This window comes from Serratia grimesii NBRC 13537 (assembly GCF_001590905.1).
GTDB lineage: Bacteria > Pseudomonadota > Gammaproteobacteria > Enterobacterales > Enterobacteriaceae > Serratia > Serratia grimesii.
In genome coordinates this window covers 99,073-120,690 of record NZ_BCTT01000017.1, presented here as the reverse complement: position 1 = coordinate 120,690, position 21,618 = coordinate 99,073, and the positions used below count along the sequence as shown (strand labels likewise).

The 21,618-nt window shown below is 54.1% G+C and carries 18 protein-coding genes; 7 read left to right on the top strand and 11 right to left on the bottom strand.

What is annotated here, in order from left to right; genetic code table 11:
• Nucleotides 1–4: 4 nt before the first annotated feature.
• From lgt to SGR01S_RS24395, 4 genes are all read right to left on the bottom strand, one after another.
• The gene (gene lgt / locus SGR01S_RS20545; protein ID WP_037418414.1) at nt 5–877 is read right to left on the bottom strand and encodes a prolipoprotein diacylglyceryl transferase; all 873 of its coding nucleotides are present in this window, start codon (nt 875–877) and stop codon (nt 5–7) included.
• A gap of 193 nt (nt 878–1,070) precedes the next feature.
• A complete protein-coding gene (gene ptsP, locus SGR01S_RS20540; protein ID WP_061808447.1) occupies nt 1,071–3,317 on the bottom strand; it encodes a phosphoenolpyruvate--protein phosphotransferase in 2,247 nt (748 codons plus the stop codon).
• Nucleotides 3,318–3,329: 12 nt separating this feature from the next.
• Complete coding sequence (gene rppH, locus SGR01S_RS20535) at nt 3,330–3,857, bottom strand: RNA pyrophosphohydrolase (protein ID WP_012146527.1); 528 nt, start codon at nt 3,855–3,857, stop codon at nt 3,330–3,332.
• A gap of 437 nt (nt 3,858–4,294) precedes the next feature.
• Nucleotides 4,295–4,450 (bottom strand): hypothetical protein, encoded by a 156-nt coding sequence (locus SGR01S_RS24395; RefSeq protein WP_167348765.1) that lies wholly within the window; start codon nt 4,448–4,450, stop codon nt 4,295–4,297.
• A 103-nt stretch (nt 4,451–4,553) separates the two neighbouring features.
• Between SGR01S_RS24395 and mutH the strand changes: the two genes are divergently transcribed.
• The 4 genes from mutH to SGR01S_RS20515 all read left to right on the top strand — a co-directional run bounded on the left by mutH (nt 4,554) and on the right by SGR01S_RS20515 (nt 7,752).
• Entirely contained in the window at nt 4,554–5,240 is a 687-nt protein-coding gene (gene mutH / locus SGR01S_RS20530; protein ID WP_037418409.1) for a DNA mismatch repair endonuclease MutH, read from the top strand.
• 94 nt (nt 5,241–5,334) lie between these two features.
• Nucleotides 5,335–6,051, top strand: a complete 717-nt coding sequence (locus tag SGR01S_RS20525; protein WP_061808446.1) for a TerC family protein — start codon at nt 5,335–5,337, stop codon at nt 6,049–6,051.
• 174 nt (nt 6,052–6,225) lie between these two features.
• Complete coding sequence (locus SGR01S_RS20520; protein ID WP_037418405.1) at nt 6,226–6,444, top strand: YgdI/YgdR family lipoprotein; 219 nt, start codon at nt 6,226–6,228, stop codon at nt 6,442–6,444.
• A gap of 267 nt (nt 6,445–6,711) precedes the next feature.
• A complete protein-coding gene (locus SGR01S_RS20515; RefSeq protein ID WP_037418402.1) occupies nt 6,712–7,752 on the top strand; it encodes an NADP(H)-dependent aldo-keto reductase in 1,041 nt (346 codons plus the stop codon).
• A 33-nt stretch (nt 7,753–7,785) separates the two neighbouring features.
• On the opposite strand, the gene lplT is transcribed toward SGR01S_RS20515, so the two are convergent.
• The 3 genes from lplT to SGR01S_RS20500 form a co-directional block, all read right to left on the bottom strand.
• Nucleotides 7,786–8,982: a lysophospholipid transporter LplT gene (lplT, locus tag SGR01S_RS20510; protein WP_061808445.1), complete on the bottom strand. Its 1,197-nt coding sequence runs from the start codon at nt 8,980–8,982 to the stop codon at nt 7,786–7,788.
• A complete protein-coding gene (aas, locus tag SGR01S_RS20505; RefSeq protein ID WP_061808444.1) occupies nt 8,982–11,135 on the bottom strand; it encodes a bifunctional acyl-ACP--phospholipid O-acyltransferase/long-chain-fatty-acid--ACP ligase in 2,154 nt (717 codons plus the stop codon). Before aas ends, lplT begins: the two co-directional genes overlap by 1 nt.
• Before the next feature lie 512 nt (nt 11,136–11,647).
• Nucleotides 11,648–13,906: a molybdopterin guanine dinucleotide-containing S/N-oxide reductase gene (locus SGR01S_RS20500; RefSeq protein ID WP_061808443.1), complete on the bottom strand. Its 2,259-nt coding sequence runs from the start codon at nt 13,904–13,906 to the stop codon at nt 11,648–11,650.
• A 219-nt stretch (nt 13,907–14,125) separates the two neighbouring features.
• On the opposite strand from SGR01S_RS20500, the gene galR reads away from it, so the two are divergent.
• Nucleotides 14,126–15,145, top strand: a complete 1,020-nt coding sequence (gene galR / locus SGR01S_RS20495) for an HTH-type transcriptional regulator GalR (RefSeq protein ID WP_037418395.1) — start codon at nt 14,126–14,128, stop codon at nt 15,143–15,145.
• Here the strand turns inward: galR and SGR01S_RS20490 are convergent.
• Nucleotides 15,142–15,597 carry a GNAT family N-acetyltransferase gene (locus tag SGR01S_RS20490; protein ID WP_037418489.1) on the bottom strand — a complete coding sequence of 152 codons (456 nt, stop codon included), beginning with the start codon at nt 15,595–15,597 and terminating at the stop codon, nt 15,142–15,144. The two genes, galR and SGR01S_RS20490, sit on opposite strands and share 4 nt — an antisense overlap.
• 151 nt (nt 15,598–15,748) lie before the next feature.
• Here SGR01S_RS20490 and SGR01S_RS20485 point away from each other — a divergent pair, with 151 nt between their 5' ends.
• Nucleotides 15,749–16,759 (top strand): LacI family DNA-binding transcriptional regulator, encoded by a 1,011-nt coding sequence (locus SGR01S_RS20485; RefSeq protein WP_061808442.1) that lies wholly within the window; start codon nt 15,749–15,751, stop codon nt 16,757–16,759.
• 36 nt (nt 16,760–16,795) lie between these two features.
• Here SGR01S_RS20485 and lysA read toward each other — a convergent pair whose 3' ends face one another.
• Nucleotides 16,796–18,058, bottom strand: coding sequence for a diaminopimelate decarboxylase (gene lysA / locus SGR01S_RS20480; protein ID WP_061808441.1), 1,263 nt, complete (start codon nt 18,056–18,058; stop codon nt 16,796–16,798).
• A 242-nt stretch (nt 18,059–18,300) separates the two neighbouring features.
• Between lysA and SGR01S_RS20475 the strand changes: the two genes are divergently transcribed.
• Nucleotides 18,301–19,224 (top strand): LysR family transcriptional regulator, encoded by a 924-nt coding sequence (locus SGR01S_RS20475; protein WP_061808440.1) that lies wholly within the window; start codon nt 18,301–18,303, stop codon nt 19,222–19,224.
• On the opposite strand, the gene SGR01S_RS20470 is transcribed toward SGR01S_RS20475, so the two are convergent.
• Both SGR01S_RS20470 and SGR01S_RS20465 read right to left on the bottom strand, forming a co-directional pair.
• Nucleotides 19,214–20,368: an MFS transporter gene (locus tag SGR01S_RS20470; protein ID WP_037418389.1), complete on the bottom strand. Its 1,155-nt coding sequence runs from the start codon at nt 20,366–20,368 to the stop codon at nt 19,214–19,216. The genes SGR01S_RS20475 and SGR01S_RS20470 overlap by 11 nt on opposite strands.
• Before the next feature lie 314 nt (nt 20,369–20,682).
• Nucleotides 20,683–21,591, bottom strand: coding sequence for a LysR family transcriptional regulator (locus SGR01S_RS20465; protein WP_061808439.1), 909 nt, complete (start codon nt 21,589–21,591; stop codon nt 20,683–20,685).
• Between the last annotated feature and the right edge of the window lie 27 nt (nt 21,592–21,618).

Below are 21,618 nucleotides of genomic sequence, written 5' to 3'. Positions count from 1 at the left end.
TTCCTCACGACAGTTGTTGCTGCGGGCGACGACGGTACGCCCAAATCATCATAATAATACCGGCTACCACCATTGGAACGGACAGGATCTGCCCCATGCTGACGACGCCGTCGAACAGGCCGAGCTGAGCATCCGGCTGGCGGAAAGCTTCGACGATAATGCGGAATGCGCCATAACCAATCAGGAACAGGCCGGAAACAGCCCCCATCGGCCGTGGTTTGCGGATAAACAGGTTCAGAATGATAAACAGCACCACACCTTCCAACAGCAATTCATACAGCTGGGATGGGTGACGCGGCAGCACACCGTATTGATTCAGGATTGGCAACAGCTGCGGGTCGGCGGCGGCAATCGCCACGTCCTCGCTGCGCGAACCAGGGAACAGCATGGCCCATGGAGTGTCCGTGGTGACACGCCCCCAGAGCTCGCCGTTGATAAAGTTGCCTAAACGGCCAGCACCCAAACCGAATGGGATCAGCGGGGCAATAAAATCAGAAACCTGGAAGAAGGTGCGTTTGGTGCGACGAGCGAACCAGAACATCACCAGGATCACCCCCATCAAACCGCCGTGGAACGACATGCCGCCATCCCAGACCTTAAACAAATAGAGCGGGTTATCCAGGAACAGCGGCAGGTTGTAAAACAGCACATAGCCAACACGGCCACCGACGAACACACCGAGGAAACCGGCATACAGCAGGTTCTCTACTTCATCCTTGGTCCAACCGCTGCCCGGCTTGTTAGCACGGCGTACCGCCAACCACATGGCAAATACAAAGCCAACCAGGTACATCAGACCGTACCAATGCAGAGAGACCGGGCCGATAGAGAAAATCACCGGATCAAATTTAGGAAACGCCAGATAGCTATTGGTCATCTATCACCACAACATGTCTATTATTCTTCCCCATCCGGGGGCGGCAGGTGCCAAACGCGGTAAAACACAGCAGAAACACTATTTTTCCGCTGCTTTCAACGCAGTTGAGGAGGCGGATAATAGCATAAGCTTAACCCCCTCCGGGCTGGCCTGCTGGGAAAAGTTCTGTAAAAAAATCAGTCAGTCCGTGACCTTACTTACCGCCGCGGATCAAACCGCCCATGCCACGCCGTTCCATAAACGCCGCGACCTGATGGCGCACTTCGGTGGTCATTTGCGCGTTCAGTACCCGTTGCGTCAGCACTTCGGCGTCAGATAACTCAATATGTCGCAGCAGATATTTGATGCGTGCCACACTGCGGCCGTTCATGCTCAGATTACGATAACCCATGCCCACCAGCAGCAATGCGCCCATAGGGTCACCGGCCAATTCACCACACAAGCTGACCTGCAGCCCGACGGCCTTGGCTTGAACGGCGATCAATTTAAGCACCTGCAACATGGAAGGATGCAGGCTGTCATACAGCGATGCCACCCGGGTATTGTTGCGATCTACCGCCAACAGGTATTGGGTCAGATCGTTGGTGCCCACCGAAATAAATTCAACACGCCTGGCCAGATGCGGGATCATGAAGATCATCGACGGCACTTCCAGCATAATGCCAAGTTTCGGTTTCGGGATTTCATACCCGAGTACCTCTTCAACCTCCCGTCCTGCGCGGTCGATCAAACGCCGAGCCTCGTCGATCTCTTCCAGGCTGGTGATCATCGGCAGAAGAATACCCAGATTGCCCGTGCCTGCATTGGCACGCAGCATGGCCCGCACCTGAATCAAGAATATTTCCGGCTGATCCAGTGTGATACGGATACCGCGCCAGCCCAAACATGGGTTTTCTTCGCTGATCGGCATATACGGCAGTTGCTTATCGGCGCCGATATCCAGCGTACGCAGCGTCACTGGCTTGTTCGGATACAGCTGGAGCATGCCTTGATACTGCGCGACTTGTTCTTCCTCTGAAGGAAAACCGCTTTGCAGCATGAACGGTATTTCAGTGCGATACAGGCCAACGCCGTCGACCCGCCCACCCAGCAATTGTTCGTGTTCCGGGCTAAGACCCGCGTTAAGCATTACCTGAACTCGTTCACCACTTTTGAGTTGGGCCGGCTGCTCAACGTCGTCTTCAGCCAGCTTGCTTAATTCCTGCTCTTCGCTGATCAGCCGCTGGTATTCCTGAACAAGTACCGGTTCAGGATCAACCAGCAGTTCACCGCGATAACCATCGACAATCAGCAGCCGCTGGCTGAGCAGCGCAGGCTGAATATCGGCCCCCATCACCGTCGGCACGCCCATCGCGCGAACCAATATCGCCGCATGGGAGTTGGCAGCACCGTCACGCACGACGACACCGACCAGTCTGTCCTGCGGCATTTCGGCCAACAGGGTGGCGGTCAGTTCATCTGCCACCAGCACAAAACGCGCTGGCCACTGAGTGGCGCCTTGGGTGGTGTCGTCGAGGTGGAACAATAGGCGTTGGCCAAGTGCACGCAGATCGCTCGCACGCTCGCGCATGTAGGTGTCTTGTAAACTGGCGAACTGCGCAGCAAAGACTTCAATCACCTGTTTAACCGCCCATTCAGCCACAGAGCCGGCATCAATTTCGGCAAACAGTTCGCGCTTAAGACGGGCGTCGTTCAACAGGTGAGAGTAAAGATCGAAGATCGCCGCGCTCTCTTTTTGCGAGCTGGCGGCAAAGCGCTTGCTGAAGCGACGGAATTCCGCCCCAGCTTCTTCAAGTGCCTGAGTCAGGCGTTCCCGTTCGCTCGCGGTATCGAGTGTCGAGGCCTTATAAACTTGATCGAGCGATGGCTGGCTGCTGTCTTGCCAACCTTCCGCTACCGCCACGCCCGGCGATGCCGCCAGTGCACGAATACGCGTCTGACGATATTGACCAAAAATAGCGTTAAGCTGTGACTGCGAGAGGATCCCGGCCATCTGCGTGGCAAGCGTCACCATGAAGGATTCTTCGCCTTCGTCAAACTGACGTAGCTCACGCTGCTGCACTACCAGCACACCCAGCAACTGACGGCGATGAATGATAGGCACGCCAAGGAAGGATCGGAAACGATCCTCCTTCACCTGAGGAATGTATTTGAAGCTGGGGTGACTTTGCGCGTCTGCCAGGTTAATCGGCTCCGCACGACGCCCGACCAACCCGACTATACCTTCATCAAATGCCAACGCGATGGCACGCCCACGCGGTTTTTTTAACCCGCGTGTCGCCATCAGGTAATAGCAACGGCGGTCGTTGTCCGCCAGATAGATGGAACAGACTTCCGTATCCATTGCCAGACAGGTTTCATTAACCAAAAGATCCAGCGCATCTGTCAGACTGGCCGCCGCGGCCACCTTCTCAACAATTTCTCGCAAGCGCGTGAGCATAGTCGGCTTAACTTAACCTCTCTTCCGGCGATAAGCGGGGGTCTGCCGCTGTGCTGCCTGCTCCTGCATTGGCATCACGGTCACGGCGAATTCTTTCATCACCCGGCGGTATACGTCACGTTTGAACGACACCACCTGGCGCACCGGATACCAAAAACTCACCCAGCGCCAGCCGTCAAACTCCGGCGTGCTGCTGCGTTGCATATTGATATCAGCGTCATTGCACATTAACTGCAACAGAAACCATTTCTGCTTTTGGCCGATACAAACCGGCTTTGTGTCCCAACGCACCAAACGTTTTGGCAATTTATAGCGCAACCAGTTGCGGGTTGAGGCCAGGATACGCACATCCTTTTTACTCAGCCCCACTTCTTCGAACAGCTCACGGTACATTGCCTGTTCTGCGGTTTCACCAGGGTTAATCCCACCTTGGGGAAACTGCCAGGAGTGTTGACCGTAACGGCGAGCCCACAGGACTTGCCCCTGACGATTACAGATTACGATACCAACATTCGGGCGGTAGCCATCATCATCGATCACCGGACTACCTCGATAAGCTTAAATTCGCATAGATACCCTGATTGTTTCACACAAGCTACAGGCGGTAAACCACTGCTTTGCGGCCCTGCAAACCGGATAACATTGGGATAACTCACAGATAATGGCAAAGTTATAAACATGTGGGGCCATTTCACCCCGGTTTTATTCACTTTTTCTGTGGATAGGTGTGTGAAGAACTCAAGGGATAAGCCGGTAAAACTCTGGGGAGCTCAAAAACCAAGAAAAAATAAAAATCACATTAATCGTTTTAAAATAAGCAATTACAGCCTTATCAACAGACATGTATAGAGTAAAAATGTGATCTATGTCCGCTTAGGATCCGACGCTGGCGAAAGATCCACCAACGTCGTTTTTATCCACAGATTATTCGCGTAAGTTACGCACAAAACGGACAATTTCGCAAAAAAGTGCCCACGTCAAGGCTGTAAATCGAACCAGTGATCGGCAAAAATTTGGGTTATCCCATAAATCTGTGGATAAATAGGTGTAAGATCCTGTTTATTGTCGGTGGCTTCTGGTGCACAAGCGTCGTCAGGAATTTTTCCCCCGCCATGCGTCAGAAAAAAAGTCATGAAAAATCATGCTACTATTATTCTTTTCCCCAGCCGTTTCCGACAAAAGTTATCTGTGTACAAATGCAGTACGTTTTTCAACCAAATCTAACAGGCTTGTATTATGGCGTTTTTATCTCCTCTGCCCCCTCCTCCAGAAAATGAGCAACAGCTGTTTGAACGGGCGCAGCAGCTAGCCGGTTGTAGTCTGGGTGAACTGGCCGAGCGTGCACAGCTGGCTATTCCCAATGACCTAAAGCGTGATAAAGGTTGGGTTGGCATGCTATTGGAGCAATACCTTGGTGCCATGGCTGGCAGCAAACCAGAGCAGGATTTCCCCGAGTTGGGTATTGAGTTAAAAACGATCCCGATAGATGCCACCGGTAAACCACTGGAGACCACCTTCGTCTGCGTTGCCCCTTTAACCGGCAATAGCGGTGTAACCTGGGCCAGCAGCCACGTACGCTATAAACTGGCGCGCGTATTGTGGATCCCGGTTGAAGGTGAACGGCAAATCCCGCTGGCACAACGTCGCATCGGTTCACCCTTGTTATGGAGCCCGAATGCTGCTGAAGAAGAGATGCTACGCCGTGACTGGGAAGAACTGATGGATTTGATCGTGCTCGGCCACGTTGAACGGATCACGGCCCGGCACGGGGAAGTACTGCAACTGCGGCCCAAGGCAGCCAACAGTAAAGCGCTAACCGAAGCCATCGGCGAGCACGGTCAGCCTATCCTCACCTTGCCGCGCGGCTTTTATCTGAAAAAAAGCTTTACCGGCGCATTATTGGCAAGACATTTTTTCATCTGATCACTTTTGTTTAGACCGCGTTTAGCTAACGGTGTCGCCGTATCAATAAACGGGTATAATTCAGCCTTGGCTTTTTATTAAGGTGTGCTGGGCAATGTTCGAGTGGATTGTGGATCCCAATGCCTGGTTAGCGTTAGGTACGCTGACCATTCTTGAGATCGTTCTGGGTATTGATAACATTATTTTCCTTTCCCTGGTGGTGTCCAAACTGCCGAAAGCGCAACAGAACAAAGCGCGCCGTATCGGGTTGGCAGGTGCAATGTTAATGCGACTGGGGCTGCTGGCCTCTATCGCTTGGGTGATCCGTCTGACCCATCCGCTGTTTACCGTGATGGAACACAGTATCTCGGCACGCGATCTGATCCTGCTTCTGGGCGGGCTGTTCCTGATTTGGAAAGCCAGTAAAGAGATTCATGAAACCATCGAAGGCTCAGAGGAAGAACACAACACGAAAGTGTACGGTTTCCTCGGTGCCATCGTACAAATTATGCTGTTGGATATCATTTTCAGTCTGGACTCGGTGATCACCGCAGTGGGTCTGTCTGACCACCTGTTTATCATGATGGCGGCAGTGGTCATTGCTGTTGGCGTCATGATGTTTGCCGCCCGCCCGATTGGCGAGTTTGTTAACCGCCACCCTTCGGTGAAAATGCTGGCGCTGGCATTCCTGATCCTAGTCGGCTTCACGCTGATGCTGGAAAGTTTCCAGATACATGTGCCTAAAGGCTACATTTACTTTGCGATGTTCTTCTCAATGTCGGTCGAAGCGCTCAATTTGATGCGCAGCAAGAAAAAGCAGGTATCTGAGTAATTCCTCTGCGGGAGCGTGCAAAAGCCGCTCCCGCAATACTGTCTGCCTTCCTCCCTACCGTTCCACCCTACTTTCTCTTACAGAGATAAGGACTTATCCGAAACACGGCACATCTATAGTTTGCTAATCTAAGAAGAGACTTCTTTTCTGCATACATAAACGAGGATCGGCAGGATGAAAAAGTGGGTAATGGCAGTTTCTGCACTGGTTATCGCCGCCGGGTTGGCGGGATGTTCCAGCGATTACGTCATGGCAACTAAAGACGGCAATATGATCCTGACCCAGGGTAAACCGGAAATCGACAAAGATACCGGCCTGATCAGCTATAAAGATGAAAAAGGTAACCACCGCCAAATCAACGGTGATCAGGTTTCACAGGTTATTGAGCGTTAATTCCCTCGCTATCTCTTAAATTATTGGCGCTGCATCAAGGCTGCCAACAGCCAATACAGATGCAGCGTCAAGAATGTACGGTCTGTCCCCCTATGGTGCGCGATAGCCTCCCCTCGCGCTGAATCCACTTCCCCCATCTTCTCCGCTTGGTTATAGTCGAGAAAGGCGGTATACCGCCTTGCAGGTTGTTTGCCACAGCCTGCCCTTTGGCTCCTGTTTCACCGGGCGGTACAGCCCGTAAGCGCTAACATGAAAGGAAGGCCGTTAATGCAATACCACCGTATTCCCCACAGTTCTTTAGAAGTGAGCGTGCTGGGACTGGGCACCATGACCTTTGGCGAACAGAACAGTGAAGCCGATGCCCATGCGCAACTCGACTATGCATTAGCCGCTGGCGTCAACCTGATCGACACCGCAGAGATGTATCCGGTACCGCCCCGTCCAGAAACCCAGGGGCTGACTGAGCAATATATCGGCAGTTGGATCAAGGCACGCGGCAATCGTGAGAAAATCGTGCTGGCCAGCAAGATCGCCGGGCCGGTGCGTGGCACCGATAGCAGCATTCGCCCACAGCAGGCATTAGACCGAAAAAATATCCGCGCCGCGCTGGATGCCAGCCTGAAGCGACTAAACACAGATTATCTCGATCTCTACCAACTGCATTGGCCGCAGCGTGCGACCAATTTCTTCGGTAAGCTCAATTACCAATACACCGAAGATAAAGCCACTGTTACCTTGCTGGAAACGCTGGAAGCCCTGACCGAACAGGTGCGTGCCGGTAAAATCCGCTATATCGGGGTGTCTAATGAAACGCCATGGGGCGTGATGCGTTATCTGCAATTGGCTGAAAAGCACGAGTTGCCGCGCATCGTCTCTATTCAGAACCCCTACAGCTTGCTGAACCGCAGTTTTGAGATAGCCCTGGCCGAGATCAGCCAGCATGAGGGCGTCGAACTGCTGGCCTATTCCAGCCTGGCGTTCGGTACACTCAGCGGCAAATATCTGAACGGCGCCAAGCCGGCTGGAGCGCGTAATACGCTATTTAGTCGTTTTAACCGCTATTCTGCACCGCAAACGCAGTTGGCAATTGCCGAGTATGTCGCATTAGCCAAAAAGCATGGGCTGGATCCGTCGCAAATGGCGCTGGCGTTTGTACGTCAGCAACCCTTTGTTGCCAGCACCCTGCTGGGTGCCACCACGCTGGAACAATTGAAAACCAACATCGACAGTTTCGACGTGGTGTTGAATGAAGACGTTCTTCAAGGGCTGGAAGAAATCCATACCCGCTTTACTATTCCTGCACCATAAATCATGTGGGGCGCGTAAACCGCGCCCCATCTGTTATTTTTCCCGCCGTTGCGACAACCACAACGCACTTATCGCCAGCGCAAACACCACGCCAAAACCTATCCCTACGCCAACCACCGGCACACTAACTTTCACCGCCAGAGAATACAGGCCGAGCATCAGCAACATTGCGGTGTTTTCCCCTAAATTCTGTACCGCGATCGCATTGCCTGCGCCCACCGAGTTTTTGCCCCGCTCCTGTAATAGCGCATTCAGCGGCACCACAAAGAAGCCGCCCAAAACGCCGATAATCAACAGTACCGCATAGGCGTTAAACAGCGTCGTTTGCAGTGCAAATACCGCTACAGCGACACCGATCAGGATCCCGGCAGGCATGCAGCGTTTCACCGTTTCCAGCGTGACAAAGCGTGCAGCCGCACCGGCCCCTATCACTATCCCGACCGCCACCATCGCATTGAGCAACGTCGGCGTAGCGTTGTCGGCGATACCGAGTGCCACCGGCACCCACAGCACTAACAGGAAGCGCAGCGTGACCCCAGCCCCCCAAAACAGGCTGGTACCGATCAAAGAGAAACGTGTCTGACCGTCGCGCCACAACACCACACAGGCGTTGAAGAAAGCCTGCGTCATGGCACGCGGCGTCCAGGAAACCGCCGGATGTGCCGCCGGCAAGCGAGGAATATACAGATTGGCGATCACCGCCGCCGCGTAAACCACCGCACACACCGCCAGCGCCGCCACAATGTGCCAGTCGGCCAATATGCCGCCGGCCACTGAGCCAGTCAGGATGGCTGCGATGGTAGAAGCCTCCATCAGGCCGTTAGCCTTGACCAACTTTTCGCCGCTGGTGATCTCCCCCAGAATGCCGTACTTGGCCGGCGAATAGGCTGCGGCACCTACACCCACCAGGGTATAGCCGAGGAACGGATTAAGCCCAAAACAGATGACCAGTGCGCCGGCCAGCTTCAATCCATTGGCCACCATCATCACCCGGCCCTTGGCGAAACTGTCTGCGACCTGGCCGACAAAGGGCGCCAGGATTATATAGGTGGCAACAAATGCCATCTGCAAAATCGGCTGGCTCCAGTCGGGGTAAAGCTGTTGCTTGATCAACGCCAGCGTGGCGAACAGCAACGCATTGTCGCCAAAAGCGGACAGAAACTGGGCGCAAATCACAGCAATCATACTGCGCGAAAGCAAGGGTGAATCAGTATTCAACGTCGGGTTCATCAGACAGTCTCCGGCTGTTCAGCCATGTTACGCAGAGTCACAAAATCCGGCTTACCGCTGCCCAGCACCGGTAAGGTTTTCAAAATACGGATATCACGCGGTACCGTCAGTTCAGGGCTGCCCAATTCACGTGCCACCCGCAGCAAAGCTTCGCGGGTCATGCCAGTTGCTGTGGTAAACAGAACCAGCGCTTCACCCTTGCTGCTGTCGCTTTTCACCGTGGCAGCGTGCTGCCCTTCTGGCGCGACGCGTTGTGCCAACAGTTCAACGCTCTCTAGCGAAACCATTTCGCCCGCCAGTTTGGCAAAACGCTTCACCCGGCCACGGATCACGCAGTAACCTTGGTCGTCTAATGTGACGATATCGCCGGTATCGTACCAACCCGGTTGCAGGTTACCCTGTTCATCTTCTGCCGCCGGTGGTTCCAGTTCGCCCGGACGCTCCACCCGCAGATAGCCTTTCATGATATTCGGCCCCTTCAACTGTAGACGCCCGCCGTTATCAATACCTGGCACCTTTATCAGCCGCGCCTCCATGTTCGGCATAATACGGCCGACGGTACCCACTTTGGCCGCCAGCGGCACGTTGATCGACACCACCGGTGCGCATTCAGTCACCCCATAACCTTCCAGAATACGGATGCCGTATTTGTCCTGATAAATCTGTTTGGTGCTGTCCGCCAGCTTTTCCGCACCGGCAACCACATAGCGCAAACGGGCAAAATCATAGGGGTGAGCGAAACGCGCATAGTTATTGAGGAAGGTCGCTGTGCCGAACAGTACGGTGCAGTTACGGTCGTACACCAGCTCCGGCACCACACGGTAATGCAGCGGGCTGGGGTAAAGGAAAATACGGCTGCCGGTCATCAGGGGGGTCAGCAGACCGACCGTCAGGCCGAACGAGTGGAATAACGGCAGCGATGACATAAAGCGGTCACGCGGGGTGAAATCGGCGATGGTCCGGATCTGTTCTACGTTGGCCAACAGGCTGGCGTGAGAATGCACCACGCCTTTCGGATTGCCTTCCGACCCCGAGGTAAACAGGATCAGTGCTGCATCGTTCGGTTGCTGCGGCAGCATGGCCCGTGCCGGTTGGAACAGATGACGCAGGATCCACAGCTTGTCTGTCAGAGTAACGGTGTCTTTCAGATCCTCCAGGTACACCCAGTTAGCTTCAGGTACCTGCTGCGGCAAATGTGTCAGTTTGCCCTTCTCCAGAAACTGGCGCGAAGTGACAATAGTTTTGATATTGGCGGCGGTCATGGCACTTTTCAGGCCATTGGATCCGGCTGTGTAATTGAGCATCGCCGGAATGCGGTTACGCAGCGAAGCGCCAAAAATCGCCGCGACGGTGATAGTGGCATTCGGCAATAACATGCCGACATGCTCAGCCTCGGCTGTAAAGCGTTGCAGGATACGGCTGACACCCAGTGCCTTTTTGATCAAAGTCTGGTAGCTGTCTTCCTTAAAGTTAATATCCTCGATGCACGGCTTACCGCTACCGTAACGGTGCTGTGCCGCCAGCAGGCCCTGAAACAAAGTCTGTGGTTCACGGGTATCCATGCGCGCCTGCATCATAATCTGATGCAAACGGTCCCCAGCTAGCGCACGGCGATCGCGGGCACGTGGTGCAACCGGCATCGGCAGTGACGTTGGGGGTAAGATACGGATGCTTATCTGTGGGAACCAACGAATCTTAAACACCCCAGCCATACGACCAAAGGGGCTGAACTCAGCGCCATCGAGCCGAATGGGCACCAGGGTCGCCCCCGATTTGGCGGCAATAAAGGCCGCACCATCGTAAACCTTCATCAACGAGCCGGTAACGGTAATTCGCCCTTCAGGAAAAACCACAATCGGCCGCCCCTGTTCCACCATGCGCACCAACTGCTTGATAGCCATAGGTTTGGTAGGATCGAGCGAGACAAAATCGATATAAGGTCGCAGCCAGCGCATAAACCAGCGATCGCCAATGCTGGCATAAACAGCAAACACCGGTTTGATCGGTAAGAACAACGCCAACAAAATGCCATCAAGGAAGGAGATATGATTGGGCGTAATTAGCAGTTTTTGCTGATCAAAATGCCGGACGTCACCCTCGACGCGTACCCGATACAACAGGCGGAACAACACCCGCAGCATAGAAAAAATCATGCCCTTCTCCCTTTGGCCAAGATGAGCGTAAATGGTTGTAGGGAAAAGAATACTATATGGCAGGCAAAAAAAAACCTACGCATCCGCGTAGGTTGGTGCAATTGAAAATGGCTTCAACATACAGAGTATGCTGATTTCTCACCAATCAATACCTCTGGGATCACCTACTCTAGAGAGGTGCCGATTAAGAAACTACCGATCAATCGCAAGAGTTTTGCTCTAAATGCAACCAGCTGTAAATTTCCCGCGTTCAGTGGAAATAACTCAATGAAAGCTAAACAATCCTGTGCGAGAAAAATACAAAATAGGATTTTGTGTAGGTGGGTGGGTTGAGCTTCAGGCAAAAAAAAAACCTACGCATCTGCGTAGGTTGGTGCAAATTAATATGGGTTCAACAAACAAGTTGCTGAGACTCACCAATCAATACCTCTGGGACGTTCAATTTACCCTGTGCTGCCAAATACCAGCCAGCAGGCAATCGCAACATTAAGGCGCAAAGTGTAAGCAGCTGTTTATCGGGCGCTCACCTCGACCAGGCAGCTCATGGCATTCGGCCCCTGAGTTAACGGCGAGGTGCCGATATCCAGCGTTAATACGTTGGGGTTGCCAGACTGTTCTACCTGCAACTGTTGGGCACCAAACCCCGGATCAAACCAGGCACCCGTAGCCATCAATACCACGCCACGCGTGACACCATCAGTAATAGCAACACCCGCCAGACAACTGCCACGCGCATTGCTGACCTGCACTTCAGTGCCATTGGCAATACCTCGTTTTTCTGCATCCTCAGGGTGCATATACAGTGTCTCGCGGCCGGCGGTTTTATTGCCCTGAGCCAGTGGTGCAGGATCCATCTGGCTATGCAAGCGGTCGCTCGGCTGGATAGAAATCAGGTGCAGTGGCCACTCTTTGGCCTGCGGCGACCCCAGCCATTCAACCGGTGGTTGCCACTGTGGATGCGGTGCAAAATCAGCATAGCGATAACCGGCGATTTTCTCGCTGAACAGCTCGATCTTGCCGCTCGGCGTTTGCAGCGGGTTAGCTTTTGGATCGGCACGGAAGTCGTCAAAGAACACAAATTCCTTCGCCGGTGCCGGCAGCTCGACGTAACCTTTACGCCAGAAATCGTCGAATTCGGGCCATTCCACACCGGTCCCTGCCTGTGCCTGCCCGCACTGTTGATAAATAGATTCGATCCAGGTCCGTTCATCACGATTTTCAGTAAATTGCTCGCGATAACCTAATCGCTCCGCCAAATCGGCAAAAATATCAAAATCGTTGCGCGCCTGATGCAGTGGTGCAATGGCCTGATGCATCGCTAACACATAGCGATCGCGCGATGAACCGCCAATATCGTTACGTTCCAGCGAAGTCGTGACCGGCAAGACGATATCTGCCATCTTTGCCGCTGGCGTCCACCAGATATCTTGCACAATCACCGTATCCGGCTTCTGCCAGCCCTCCACCAGACGGTTTAACTGCTGGTGGTGATGGAACGGATTGCCACCGGCCCAATGCACCAAATGAATATCCGGATAGTGCAATGTTTCACCACGGAACTGATAGGATTCACCGGGTTGCAACAGCATGTCGCAGATACGCGCAACCGGGATCGCCAACCCGCAGGGATTCGCCCCCACCGGCATCATTGGCCCCGGCGTATCCACTCGCGGGTTGCCAACGCCGTTCATGGAGCCATGCCCAAACGAGAAGCCACCGCCGGGCAGCCCAACCTGACCAAGCATCGCCGACAGCGCTATCATCATCCAGTAGGGCTGTTCGCCGCGGTGGGCTCGCTGCACTGAATAAGAACAAGTGATAAAACTGCGCACACCAATCAATTGCTGCGCCAGCAACGCTATGCGCGCCGCCGGAATGCCGGTGATGGCGCTGGCCCATTCTGGCGTTTTCGCCACGCCGTCATCCACGCCCCGCAGATAATTCGCCAGTTGGTCGTAACCGGCACAGTGGCTATAAAGGAACGCTTCATCCTGCGCCCCTCGACGCTGAATTTCATACGCCAACGCCAACATTAACGCCACGTCAGTGTTCGGGCGGATAGGGATCCACTCGGCATTAACAAATGCTGGGCAGTCATCACGCATCGGGCTGATGTTGATCACTGGGGTACCTTTCTGTACCAGCTTCTGCAACCACGGTTTGAGTGAATGTTCCGCAGCGCCGCCAGAGGACACTTGGGCATTCTTTAACGCCAGCCCGCCGAAAGCGACAAACAGCTCACAGTGCTCGACCACACTGGGCCAACTGGTCACACGCCCGGTCAATGGGGTGAAGGTGCCAATCACATACGGCAGGAAAAACTGCGCCGAACCCCAGCTGTAATTACCCAACTGATCAACGCCACCACCGCCGCTGAAATAAAAGCGCCGCACCAACGAACGCGCATGATGCAAACGACCGGCGGATGACCAACCGTAGGAACCGGTAAACAGGCCTGAAGGGCCATAGCGATCGCGCACACGGCGATTTTCTTCCGCCACCAGATCGAGTGCCAGATCCCAGTCAACCTCAACAAAATCCTCACGACCACGCAACGTGCGATCACTGCCTTCACGCTTTTTCAGCCAGGAACGGCGCACTGCCGGCTTGCGGATACGTTTATCGGAATAGGCCATTGGCGCAATGGAGTCGAGCAGCAGGGAAGGATCCGGATCATCGGCAAAAGGCTCACAACGGATAAGCCTGCCGTCTTCAACCACGGCGGTATATGCCCCCCAATGCGCAAGTTGCGGATAACGTTTAATCGACATGCGGTTCTCAAACAAGAATAGATGCACAAAAGTAACATTAGCCGGTACGCGGATCCAAAGCACAAATTGCGCTATTAATGCGCACCGTAAGCCTAAGCGCACGATAAATCGCACATATCTGCAACAGCCACCACAAGTTGCGATCGCCAGCGCTTGCAGCACCGGACTTTTTCCGCAAAACTGAGGAATGTAAGCGATTACCCAGGATGTATGACAGATATGGCTACCATAAAGGATGTTGCCAGGCTGGCGGGTGTTTCCGTGGCCACGGTATCCCGTGTAATAAACAATTCCCCAAAAGCCAGCGAAGGCTCACGCACTGCCGTGCAAGCCGCGATGGAACAATTGCAATACCACCCAAACGCTAACGCCCGTGCACTGGCGCAGCAATCGACAGAAACGCTCGGGTTGATTGTCTCTGATGTATCGGATCCTTTCTTTGGCGCCATGGTCAAAGCGGTAGAACAGGTGGCCTACGCGACCCACAATTTCCTGCTGATAGGCAACGGCTATCACGATGCTGAAAAAGAACGTCAGGCGATCGAACAACTGGTGCGCCATCGCTGTGCTGCGCTGGTGGTACATGCGAAAAAACTGACCGATCGTGAATTAAGCGGTTGGATGCAGCAAATCCCGGGCATGGTGCTGATTAACCGTACACTCCCGGGTTTTGAAGCCCGTTGCGTTGCACTCGACGACCGCTACGGTGCCTGGCTGGCAACCCGCCACTTGATCCAGCAGGGGCATCAGCGTATTGCCATCATTTGTTCCACCCACCAGATTTCTGACGCAGCCGACCGTCTGCAAGGCTATCTCGATGCATTGCAGGAACATGGCATCCCGGTGGATGAAAAGCTGATTGCCTACGGTGAACCTGACGAAATTGGTGGTGAGCAAGCCATGACCGAGTTGCTTGGTCGGGGTAAAAACTTTACCGCGGTGACCTGCTATAACGATTCGATGGCTGCGGGTGCGCTATCGGTGCTCAGCGACAACAGCGTCGACGTGCCGGGCCAGATGTCATTGATTGGCTTTGATGACGTGCTGATTTCACGCTACCTGCGACCACGCCTGACCACCATTCGCTATCCTGTCGTGGCCATGGCGACCCAGGCGGCTGAACTAGCCCTGGCGCTGGCCAATAATCTGCCGCTGCCGGAGATTACCAACATGTTTAGTCCGACGCTGGTGCGCCGCCACTCGGTGTCCAGCATCAATAACGTGTATGAGCAAAACTAACCCAACGCCCGGTGATACAACCGTACCGGGCGGTCGGGATAATCCAGCGCGTCGCCGATATAATGCCAGCCGTGGCGTTCGTAATAACCGCTGAAGTCACTGTAGAGATACAGCTTGCTGAAACCGAGCTGCTGGCTGTAATCCTGCACGTGTTGCTGTAACCGCAGACCCAGACCACTGCCGCGCTGGCTTTCGTCTACGTACAACGCCGCCAACCAAGGCGTTAAATCTTGGCGGCTAATCAGATCGCAGCGCCATAAACCGACAGTGCCAACCAGTTTCCCCTCCAGCAGAGCGATAAAAGTGACGGGCAAATCTGCCCCACGCAGGCTGCTGTCTACCACACTGGCGAAAAATGCTCGACTGCTCTCACTGCCGAACGCCCGCCATTGCCAGTCAATCACCTGCTCACGGTACTGAGGAAAGTCAGCCAAAAGCACAATGCTCGTCATTCCGTCCGCTTTTTTCATTGCCTGATTCTCATTTACACACGTTTAACTGCCACACTATCACCACGATAAAAAGCCACACAGCCAACAGCTAACCCTATGCTAGACTGAGCATTATTTGCCGCCAGCGGATGTTGAAAGGGGTAAGCCACTGATGATCACCATGTTGGATGTTTCCATTCGCGCGGGGGTATCTAAAGCCACAGTTTCACGCGTGTTAAATGGCACCGGCCAGGTGAAAGGGAGTACCCGAGAAGCCGTGTTCAAAGCGATGGACGAATTGGGTTACCGCCCAAATTTCCTCGCCCAGTCATTGGCGAATAAAAGCTCTAATAGCATCGGGTTGGTCGTGTCCAACTTCGATGGCCCCTACTTCGGCCGCCTGCTCCGCCGTGCCGCTAAGTTGATTGAAGCCAGCGGCAAGCACCTGATTGTCACCGACGGCCACGACACACCGGAAGATGAGCTCCAGGCAGTGCAGTTGCTGGCCGATCGGCGCTGTGATGCCATTATTCTCTATACCCGCTTTATGTCCGAATCTGCACTGATGGATTTACTGGACAGACTGCCAGTCCCGATCATGGTGATCAACCGCGATTTGCCGCAAGCACGAGCACGCTGCGTGTTCTTCGAACAACAACAAGCCGCCTTTCATGCTGTTGATTATCTGATTCAACAAGGGCATCGCGAGATCGCCTGTATTACCGGCCCCATAAGAACGCCTACCGCTCAAGCGCGACTGGCAGGTTATCAACAGGCGCTTGAGCATCACAAGATTGCCTTCGATGCCTCTCGTGTCGCCTATGGCGACAGCAGCGTACAAAGTGGTTATCAAGGGGTGCGCCGGTTACTGGATGAAAATAGCAATTTCAGTGCGCTGTTTGCCTGCAACGATGACATGGCGGTGGGGGCAATGAAAGCATTGCACGATGTGGGCAAACGCCTGCCGCAGGATGTCTCACTGTTCGGCTTCGACGACGAACCCAGCGCCGCTTATTTACAACCTGCGTTATCTACCGTTTATCTGCCGATCGACGTCATGATTGAAGCCGCTATCAGCCAGGCTTTCCGCTTGATTAACAGAGAAAACATTCAGCCGCTCTCACCTTTTACCGGTGAACTTCGGCTGCGGGAATCCGTGGTACCCGGCCCCTACGCCAACTGACTTATCTGGGCGCAGCACCGAACTGCGCCCAATTCATCAGATCAATTCCAGCGCAATCAGCTCTTCAATAGTCTGGCGACGGCGAATCAAGCGCGGCTCACCGTTCTCAAACAGTACTTCCGGCAACAGCGGACGGCTATTGTAGTTCGAAGACATTGATGCGCCATAAGCCCCCGTATCATGGAATACCAGATAGTCGCCGACCTGCACCGGCGGCAGTTCACGGGTTTCAATCCCCCCCCCGGCCTGCTGGGTAAAGACGTCACCGGACTCACAGAGCGGCCCGGCAATCACAGTATCGCGTAGCGGCTGGTTGGCAGTATCGCGGCCATCAGCCGGCAACAGAGAAATATGGTGGTAGCTGCCGTACATCGCCGGGCGCATCAAGTCGTTAAAACCGGCGTCTACCAGCACGAAGTGACGACTGCCCATATCTTTCACCGCCCGTACTTCAGCGACCAGCACCCCAGCTTCCGCCATCAAGAAACGGCCAGGCTCAATCTCCAGGCTTATCGGGTGACCAAGATGGGCGGCAATACGCTCACGGGCGCGGTTCCACAGGCCAAAATAGTGTTCGGTATCAATCGCCTCTTCGCCGTATTGATACGGGATCGACAGACCGCCACCAGCGGAAATAGCGCTGATATCCTGACCGAGATCGATCACCTGCTGCACCATGGCGTCACACACCCGTTCCAGATGTTGATAATCTACGCCAGAACCAATATGCATATGCACGCCGATCAGTTTCAGGCCGTACTGTTGAATTTTTGCCACTGCCTGCGGTAAATCGGCATACCAAATGCCATGCTTGCTGTTCTCTCCGCCGGTATTGGTTTTCTGGCTATGACCATGCCCAAAGCCTGGGTTGATACGCAACCACACCGGATGCTCTACAGACACCTGACCTAATTGCTCCAACATGTCGATCGAACCGACATTGACTGGGATTTTCAATTCACTGACGCGCGCCAGCGTCGCATGATCCAGCACGTCAGCAGTAAACACGATCTCACTTGGCTCACCACCCGGCTGAAAACCGGCCTGCAATGCACGCTCAATCTCTCCCAATGACACCGAGTCCACCTTGACGCCCTGCTCACGCATCAGACGCAGAATATGAATATTCGAGCAGGCCTTCTGGGCAAAACGAATCACATCAAAATGACGCAATTGGCCAATGCGTTCGCTAATGATAGTGGCGTCATAGGCCCATACCGGGCAACCAAAACGCCCAGGCAAGGCCAATAGGTTAGCGGCATTAAGGGCGGTCGTTGTGTCGTGTAAAGCGCGTGGCATGGTGGTATCCCCGAATCAAAATTTGCTTACCCGTCGAATTTCAAGTCGCAGATTTGTCGCTCACCCCAGCTACTTAAGTAAGCGCCTGGGGATGAGCGAGCTGGTCGCCTAGCTGCAACTTGAAATCCATAGGGTATGGTTGAATACCCCAATATTGCCGCACGCTTTCTTGGATGGAAAATATCTATTTAGTCTTAGGCTATTCATCTATGATATGGATTTGCTCATTATGGAACCTGTCGATGCACGCAATAACCCTGCGCCAGATTGAAATCTTCTATGCGGTGATGACTACCGGCAATCTGACCGAGGCCGCTGCGCTGTTGCAGACCTCGCAACCCACCGTCAGCCGCGAGCTGGCACGCTTTGAAAAACTGATTCAATTGCAATTATTCGAGCGGGTGCGAGGTCGTTTATCCCCGACGGTTCAAGGCTTGAGGTTGTTGGAGGAAGTTCAGCGTTCTTATTATGGCCTGGAGCGCATCGTCAACGCCGCCGCAGGCATTCGCCAGTTTCAGCAAGCACAGCTTTCGATCGCCTGCCTGCCGGTGTTCTCGCAGTCACTGCTGCCCGCCGTGTGCAAACCCTTTATTGATCGCTATCCAGAAGTGAGCTTCAGCGTAATCCCGCAGGAATCACCGTTACTGGAAGAGTGGTTATCGGCACAGCGTCACGATTTAGGCCTGACGGAAAATACGCTGACACCGGCGGGAACCGAGCGCATGACGCTGATGACATTGAACGAAGTGTGCGTGCTACCGGCGGGACATCCCTTGCTGGCAAAATCGGTGCTGACACCGCAGGACTTTGCTGGGCAACACTTTATCAGCCTGTCAAACACCGACAGTTATCGCCAACTGCTGGACTCGCTGTTCAGTGAGGAGGGTGTTAATCGCCGTCTGGTGATGGAAACCCACAGCGCCGCATCGGTCTGCGCTATGGTTAAAGCAGGTGTAGGCGTGTCGATCGTGAACCCGCTGACGGCGCTTGATTATGCCCACAACGGCGTTCACGTTCGCCCATTCAGCGTTGAAGTCCCCTTCACCGTCAGTTTGATCCGGCCGCTGCATCGTCCTGCCTCGGCGCTGGTCACCGCCTTTACCGAGCATTTGCAACAGCAGGCGGAGTCTCTCCCCGCCCGCTTGGCCGCGGTAATTACACGCTAGCCGGGCGCTTGGCACGGCTAAAGGTGACCAGACATAGTACCAACCCCAGTAGTGCGATCCCCGCAGCAGCCAGAGGGACACTGGTCAAGCCTAGTCCTTGAGCGATCACCACGCCGCCTACCCAGGCACCAATGGCATTGCCGACGTTAAACGCGGCAATATTCAACGTAGACACCAGGTTGGGGGCTTTTTTACCGTAAGTCACTACGTTGATCTGCAATGCAGGCACTGCGGCAAATGCCGCCGCCGCCCACAGGAACAGCGTGATTTCTGCCTGCACCATCGAATGGCTGGTCCAGCTAAATAGCGCAGCGAAGCAAGCAATCACCAGGAAAGTACAGGTCAGCGTCAACGGCAAACGCCAGTCTGCCAGACGGCCGCCCAGGATATTGCCCAGCGTCAGGCCCACGCCCATCAACAGCAGCGTCCAACTCACGCCGTGCGACGAAACGCCGGTCACTTCAGTCAACAACGGCGCAATATAGGTAAACAGCGCGAACATCGATGCGGCAAAGGCCACAGTCATCAGTAGCGAAAGCCAGATACCGCCGCCGCGCAGTGCCGCCAACTCTTTTTTCAGATCGGTGGGTGTTTCATCCTTCACCGTTGGCAACTTGCTGTACAGCGCCATCAGGGATAACACACCGATCACCGCCACCGCCCAGAACGTCGAGCGCCAGCCCAATGCCTGCCCCAAGGCAGTGCCTAGCGGCACACCCAGCACGTTAGCCAACGTCAGGCCGGTGAACATCAGTGCGACAGCAGAGGCACGGCGATTGGGTGCCACCAGATTAGCCGCCACAACCGCCCCGATACCGAAGAACGCACCGTGGCACAATGCAGTGATAATGCGCGCCAGCATCAGGAAATCGTAGCTGTAACCCAAGGCGCACATAATATTGCCGAAGATGAAAATCACCATCAGCAGCAACAAGGTCTTTTTACGCGGCAACCTGGCAGTCAGCAATGCCATAATCGGCGCGCCGATAGCCACGCCAAGTGCATAACCACTGATCAACCAGCCAGCAGAAGGAATAGAGACCTGCAGATCCCTGGCAACTTCAGGCAACAACCCCATAATAACGAATTCGGTCGTGCCGATAGCAAATGCACTTAATGCCAGTGCGAGCAGAGAAACAGGCATGTGTAACGCTCCCAATCAACAAAGCCCCGGCGGCGGTCGCACGAGGCAGATAAAAACACAAAAAATCGCCGGGCAACCTGGCAGGCTACCCGTGAAAAATCAGAAGTGGAGTGCAAAGAGCCAGGGAATCTGCTTAACCCTATAATTATTAAGTCTTATTCACCCTTCTCACAGGACAGAAATAACATGACGTTCAGTATAAGAACCAGTGACAAGGCCGTGACAGCGCACAAAAAGATCCCATGAACCGTCTAACCGCTTGAATGCGCTGATGATGAAAAATGTGTACAAATATTACGGCCGTGTTAACGATATCAGCGCAGCGTCGCTCGCCAACCGACATCGTTGGCAAACCACTCCACCAGAAAGTCCAACATGGTGCGTAAAGTGGCCGGCATCTGTCGGCGTGAGGTGTAAATACCGTAAATCCCCATAGATTGGGGCCGATAATCTGGCATCAGCTCAATCAGCTCACCACTGGCCAGCAACGGCGCTGCTGAATAGTAAGGCTGCATGGAAATACCGGCACCCTGTACGGTACCCGCCATTAACACCACAGACTCGTTTGCGCTGAGGTTGCCGCTGACCGCAACCGCCGATTTCACCCCTTGGTGATCAAAATGCCACAGGCTTTTACCGAAGTAGGAATACGTCAGGCAGTTGTGCAATGCCAAATCTTGTGGATGACGTGGTGTACCGTGCACCGCCAGATAAGCCGGTGATGCACAGACTACAGATGCACACGATGACAAGGGCCGAGCGATTAAATTGGGATCCAGTTCATTCGTGATACGCAGCGCCAAATCAATACGTTCTTCCACCAAATTCACCGTGCGATTATTCATTTGCAGATCCACTGCAACCTGCGGATGGCGCTTTAGGTATTGCGCTACCGCCCCCACCAATGCCGTCTGGCCCAAAGACTGCGAACAAGTGATACGCAACAGACCACGCAGTTCGTCGCTCTGTTCACCTTCAACCAAATCAATCTCACCTGCCAGCGCCAGCATCTGTCGGCAACGCTCCAATGTGCGCTCTCCAGCGTCAGTCAGACTAAGCTTACGGGTAGTACGGTGCAGTAAACGTGCGCCGGCCCATTGCTCCATTTGGGCCAGATAACGCGTCACCATAGCTCGCGACATTTCCAACGTTTCCGCTGCGGCAATCATGCTGCCACGGTCAACAATGGTGATAAAAACCTCAGCTGCGGTAATGCGATCCATGATTCGTCCGATTTACGCAATGAATAA

Bases quoted from the DNA above. Each gene is read 5' to 3' on its own strand.
- mutH (WP_037418409.1), top strand. From the start codon at position 4,554: ATGGCGTTTTTATCTCCTCTGCCCCCTCCTCCAGAAAATGAGCAACAG.
- SGR01S_RS24395 (WP_167348765.1), bottom strand. From the start codon at position 4,450: ATGACTTTTTTTCTGACGCATGGCGGGGGAAAAATTCCTGACGACGCT.
- ptsP (WP_061808447.1), bottom strand. From the start codon at position 3,317: ATGCTCACGCGCTTGCGAGAAATTGTTGAGAAGGTGGCCGCGGCGGCC.
- SGR01S_RS20500 (WP_061808443.1), bottom strand. From the start codon at position 13,906: ATGTCGATTAAACGTTATCCGCAACTTGCGCATTGGGGGGCATATACC.
- SGR01S_RS20475 (WP_061808440.1), top strand. From the start codon at position 18,301: ATGCACGCAATAACCCTGCGCCAGATTGAAATCTTCTATGCGGTGATG.
- aas (WP_061808444.1), bottom strand. From the start codon at position 11,135: ATGATTTTTTCTATGCTGCGGGTGTTGTTCCGCCTGTTGTATCGGGTA.
- SGR01S_RS20525 (WP_061808446.1), top strand. From the start codon at position 5,335: ATGTTCGAGTGGATTGTGGATCCCAATGCCTGGTTAGCGTTAGGTACG.
- SGR01S_RS20470 (WP_037418389.1), bottom strand. From the start codon at position 20,368: ATGCCTGTTTCTCTGCTCGCACTGGCATTAAGTGCATTTGCTATCGGC.
- SGR01S_RS20485 (WP_061808442.1), top strand. From the start codon at position 15,749: ATGATCACCATGTTGGATGTTTCCATTCGCGCGGGGGTATCTAAAGCC.
- lplT (WP_061808445.1), bottom strand. From the start codon at position 8,982: ATGAACCCGACGTTGAATACTGATTCACCCTTGCTTTCGCGCAGTATG.
- SGR01S_RS20515 (WP_037418402.1), top strand. From the start codon at position 6,712: ATGCAATACCACCGTATTCCCCACAGTTCTTTAGAAGTGAGCGTGCTG.
- SGR01S_RS20465 (WP_061808439.1), bottom strand. From the start codon at position 21,591: ATGGATCGCATTACCGCAGCTGAGGTTTTTATCACCATTGTTGACCGT.
- lgt (WP_037418414.1), bottom strand. From the start codon at position 877: ATGACCAATAGCTATCTGGCGTTTCCTAAATTTGATCCGGTGATTTTC.
- lysA (WP_061808441.1), bottom strand. From the start codon at position 18,058: ATGCCACGCGCTTTACACGACACAACGACCGCCCTTAATGCCGCTAAC.
- galR (WP_037418395.1), top strand. From the start codon at position 14,126: ATGGCTACCATAAAGGATGTTGCCAGGCTGGCGGGTGTTTCCGTGGCC.
- SGR01S_RS20520 (WP_037418405.1), top strand. From the start codon at position 6,226: ATGAAAAAGTGGGTAATGGCAGTTTCTGCACTGGTTATCGCCGCCGGG.
- SGR01S_RS20490 (WP_037418489.1), bottom strand. From the start codon at position 15,597: ATGACGAGCATTGTGCTTTTGGCTGACTTTCCTCAGTACCGTGAGCAG.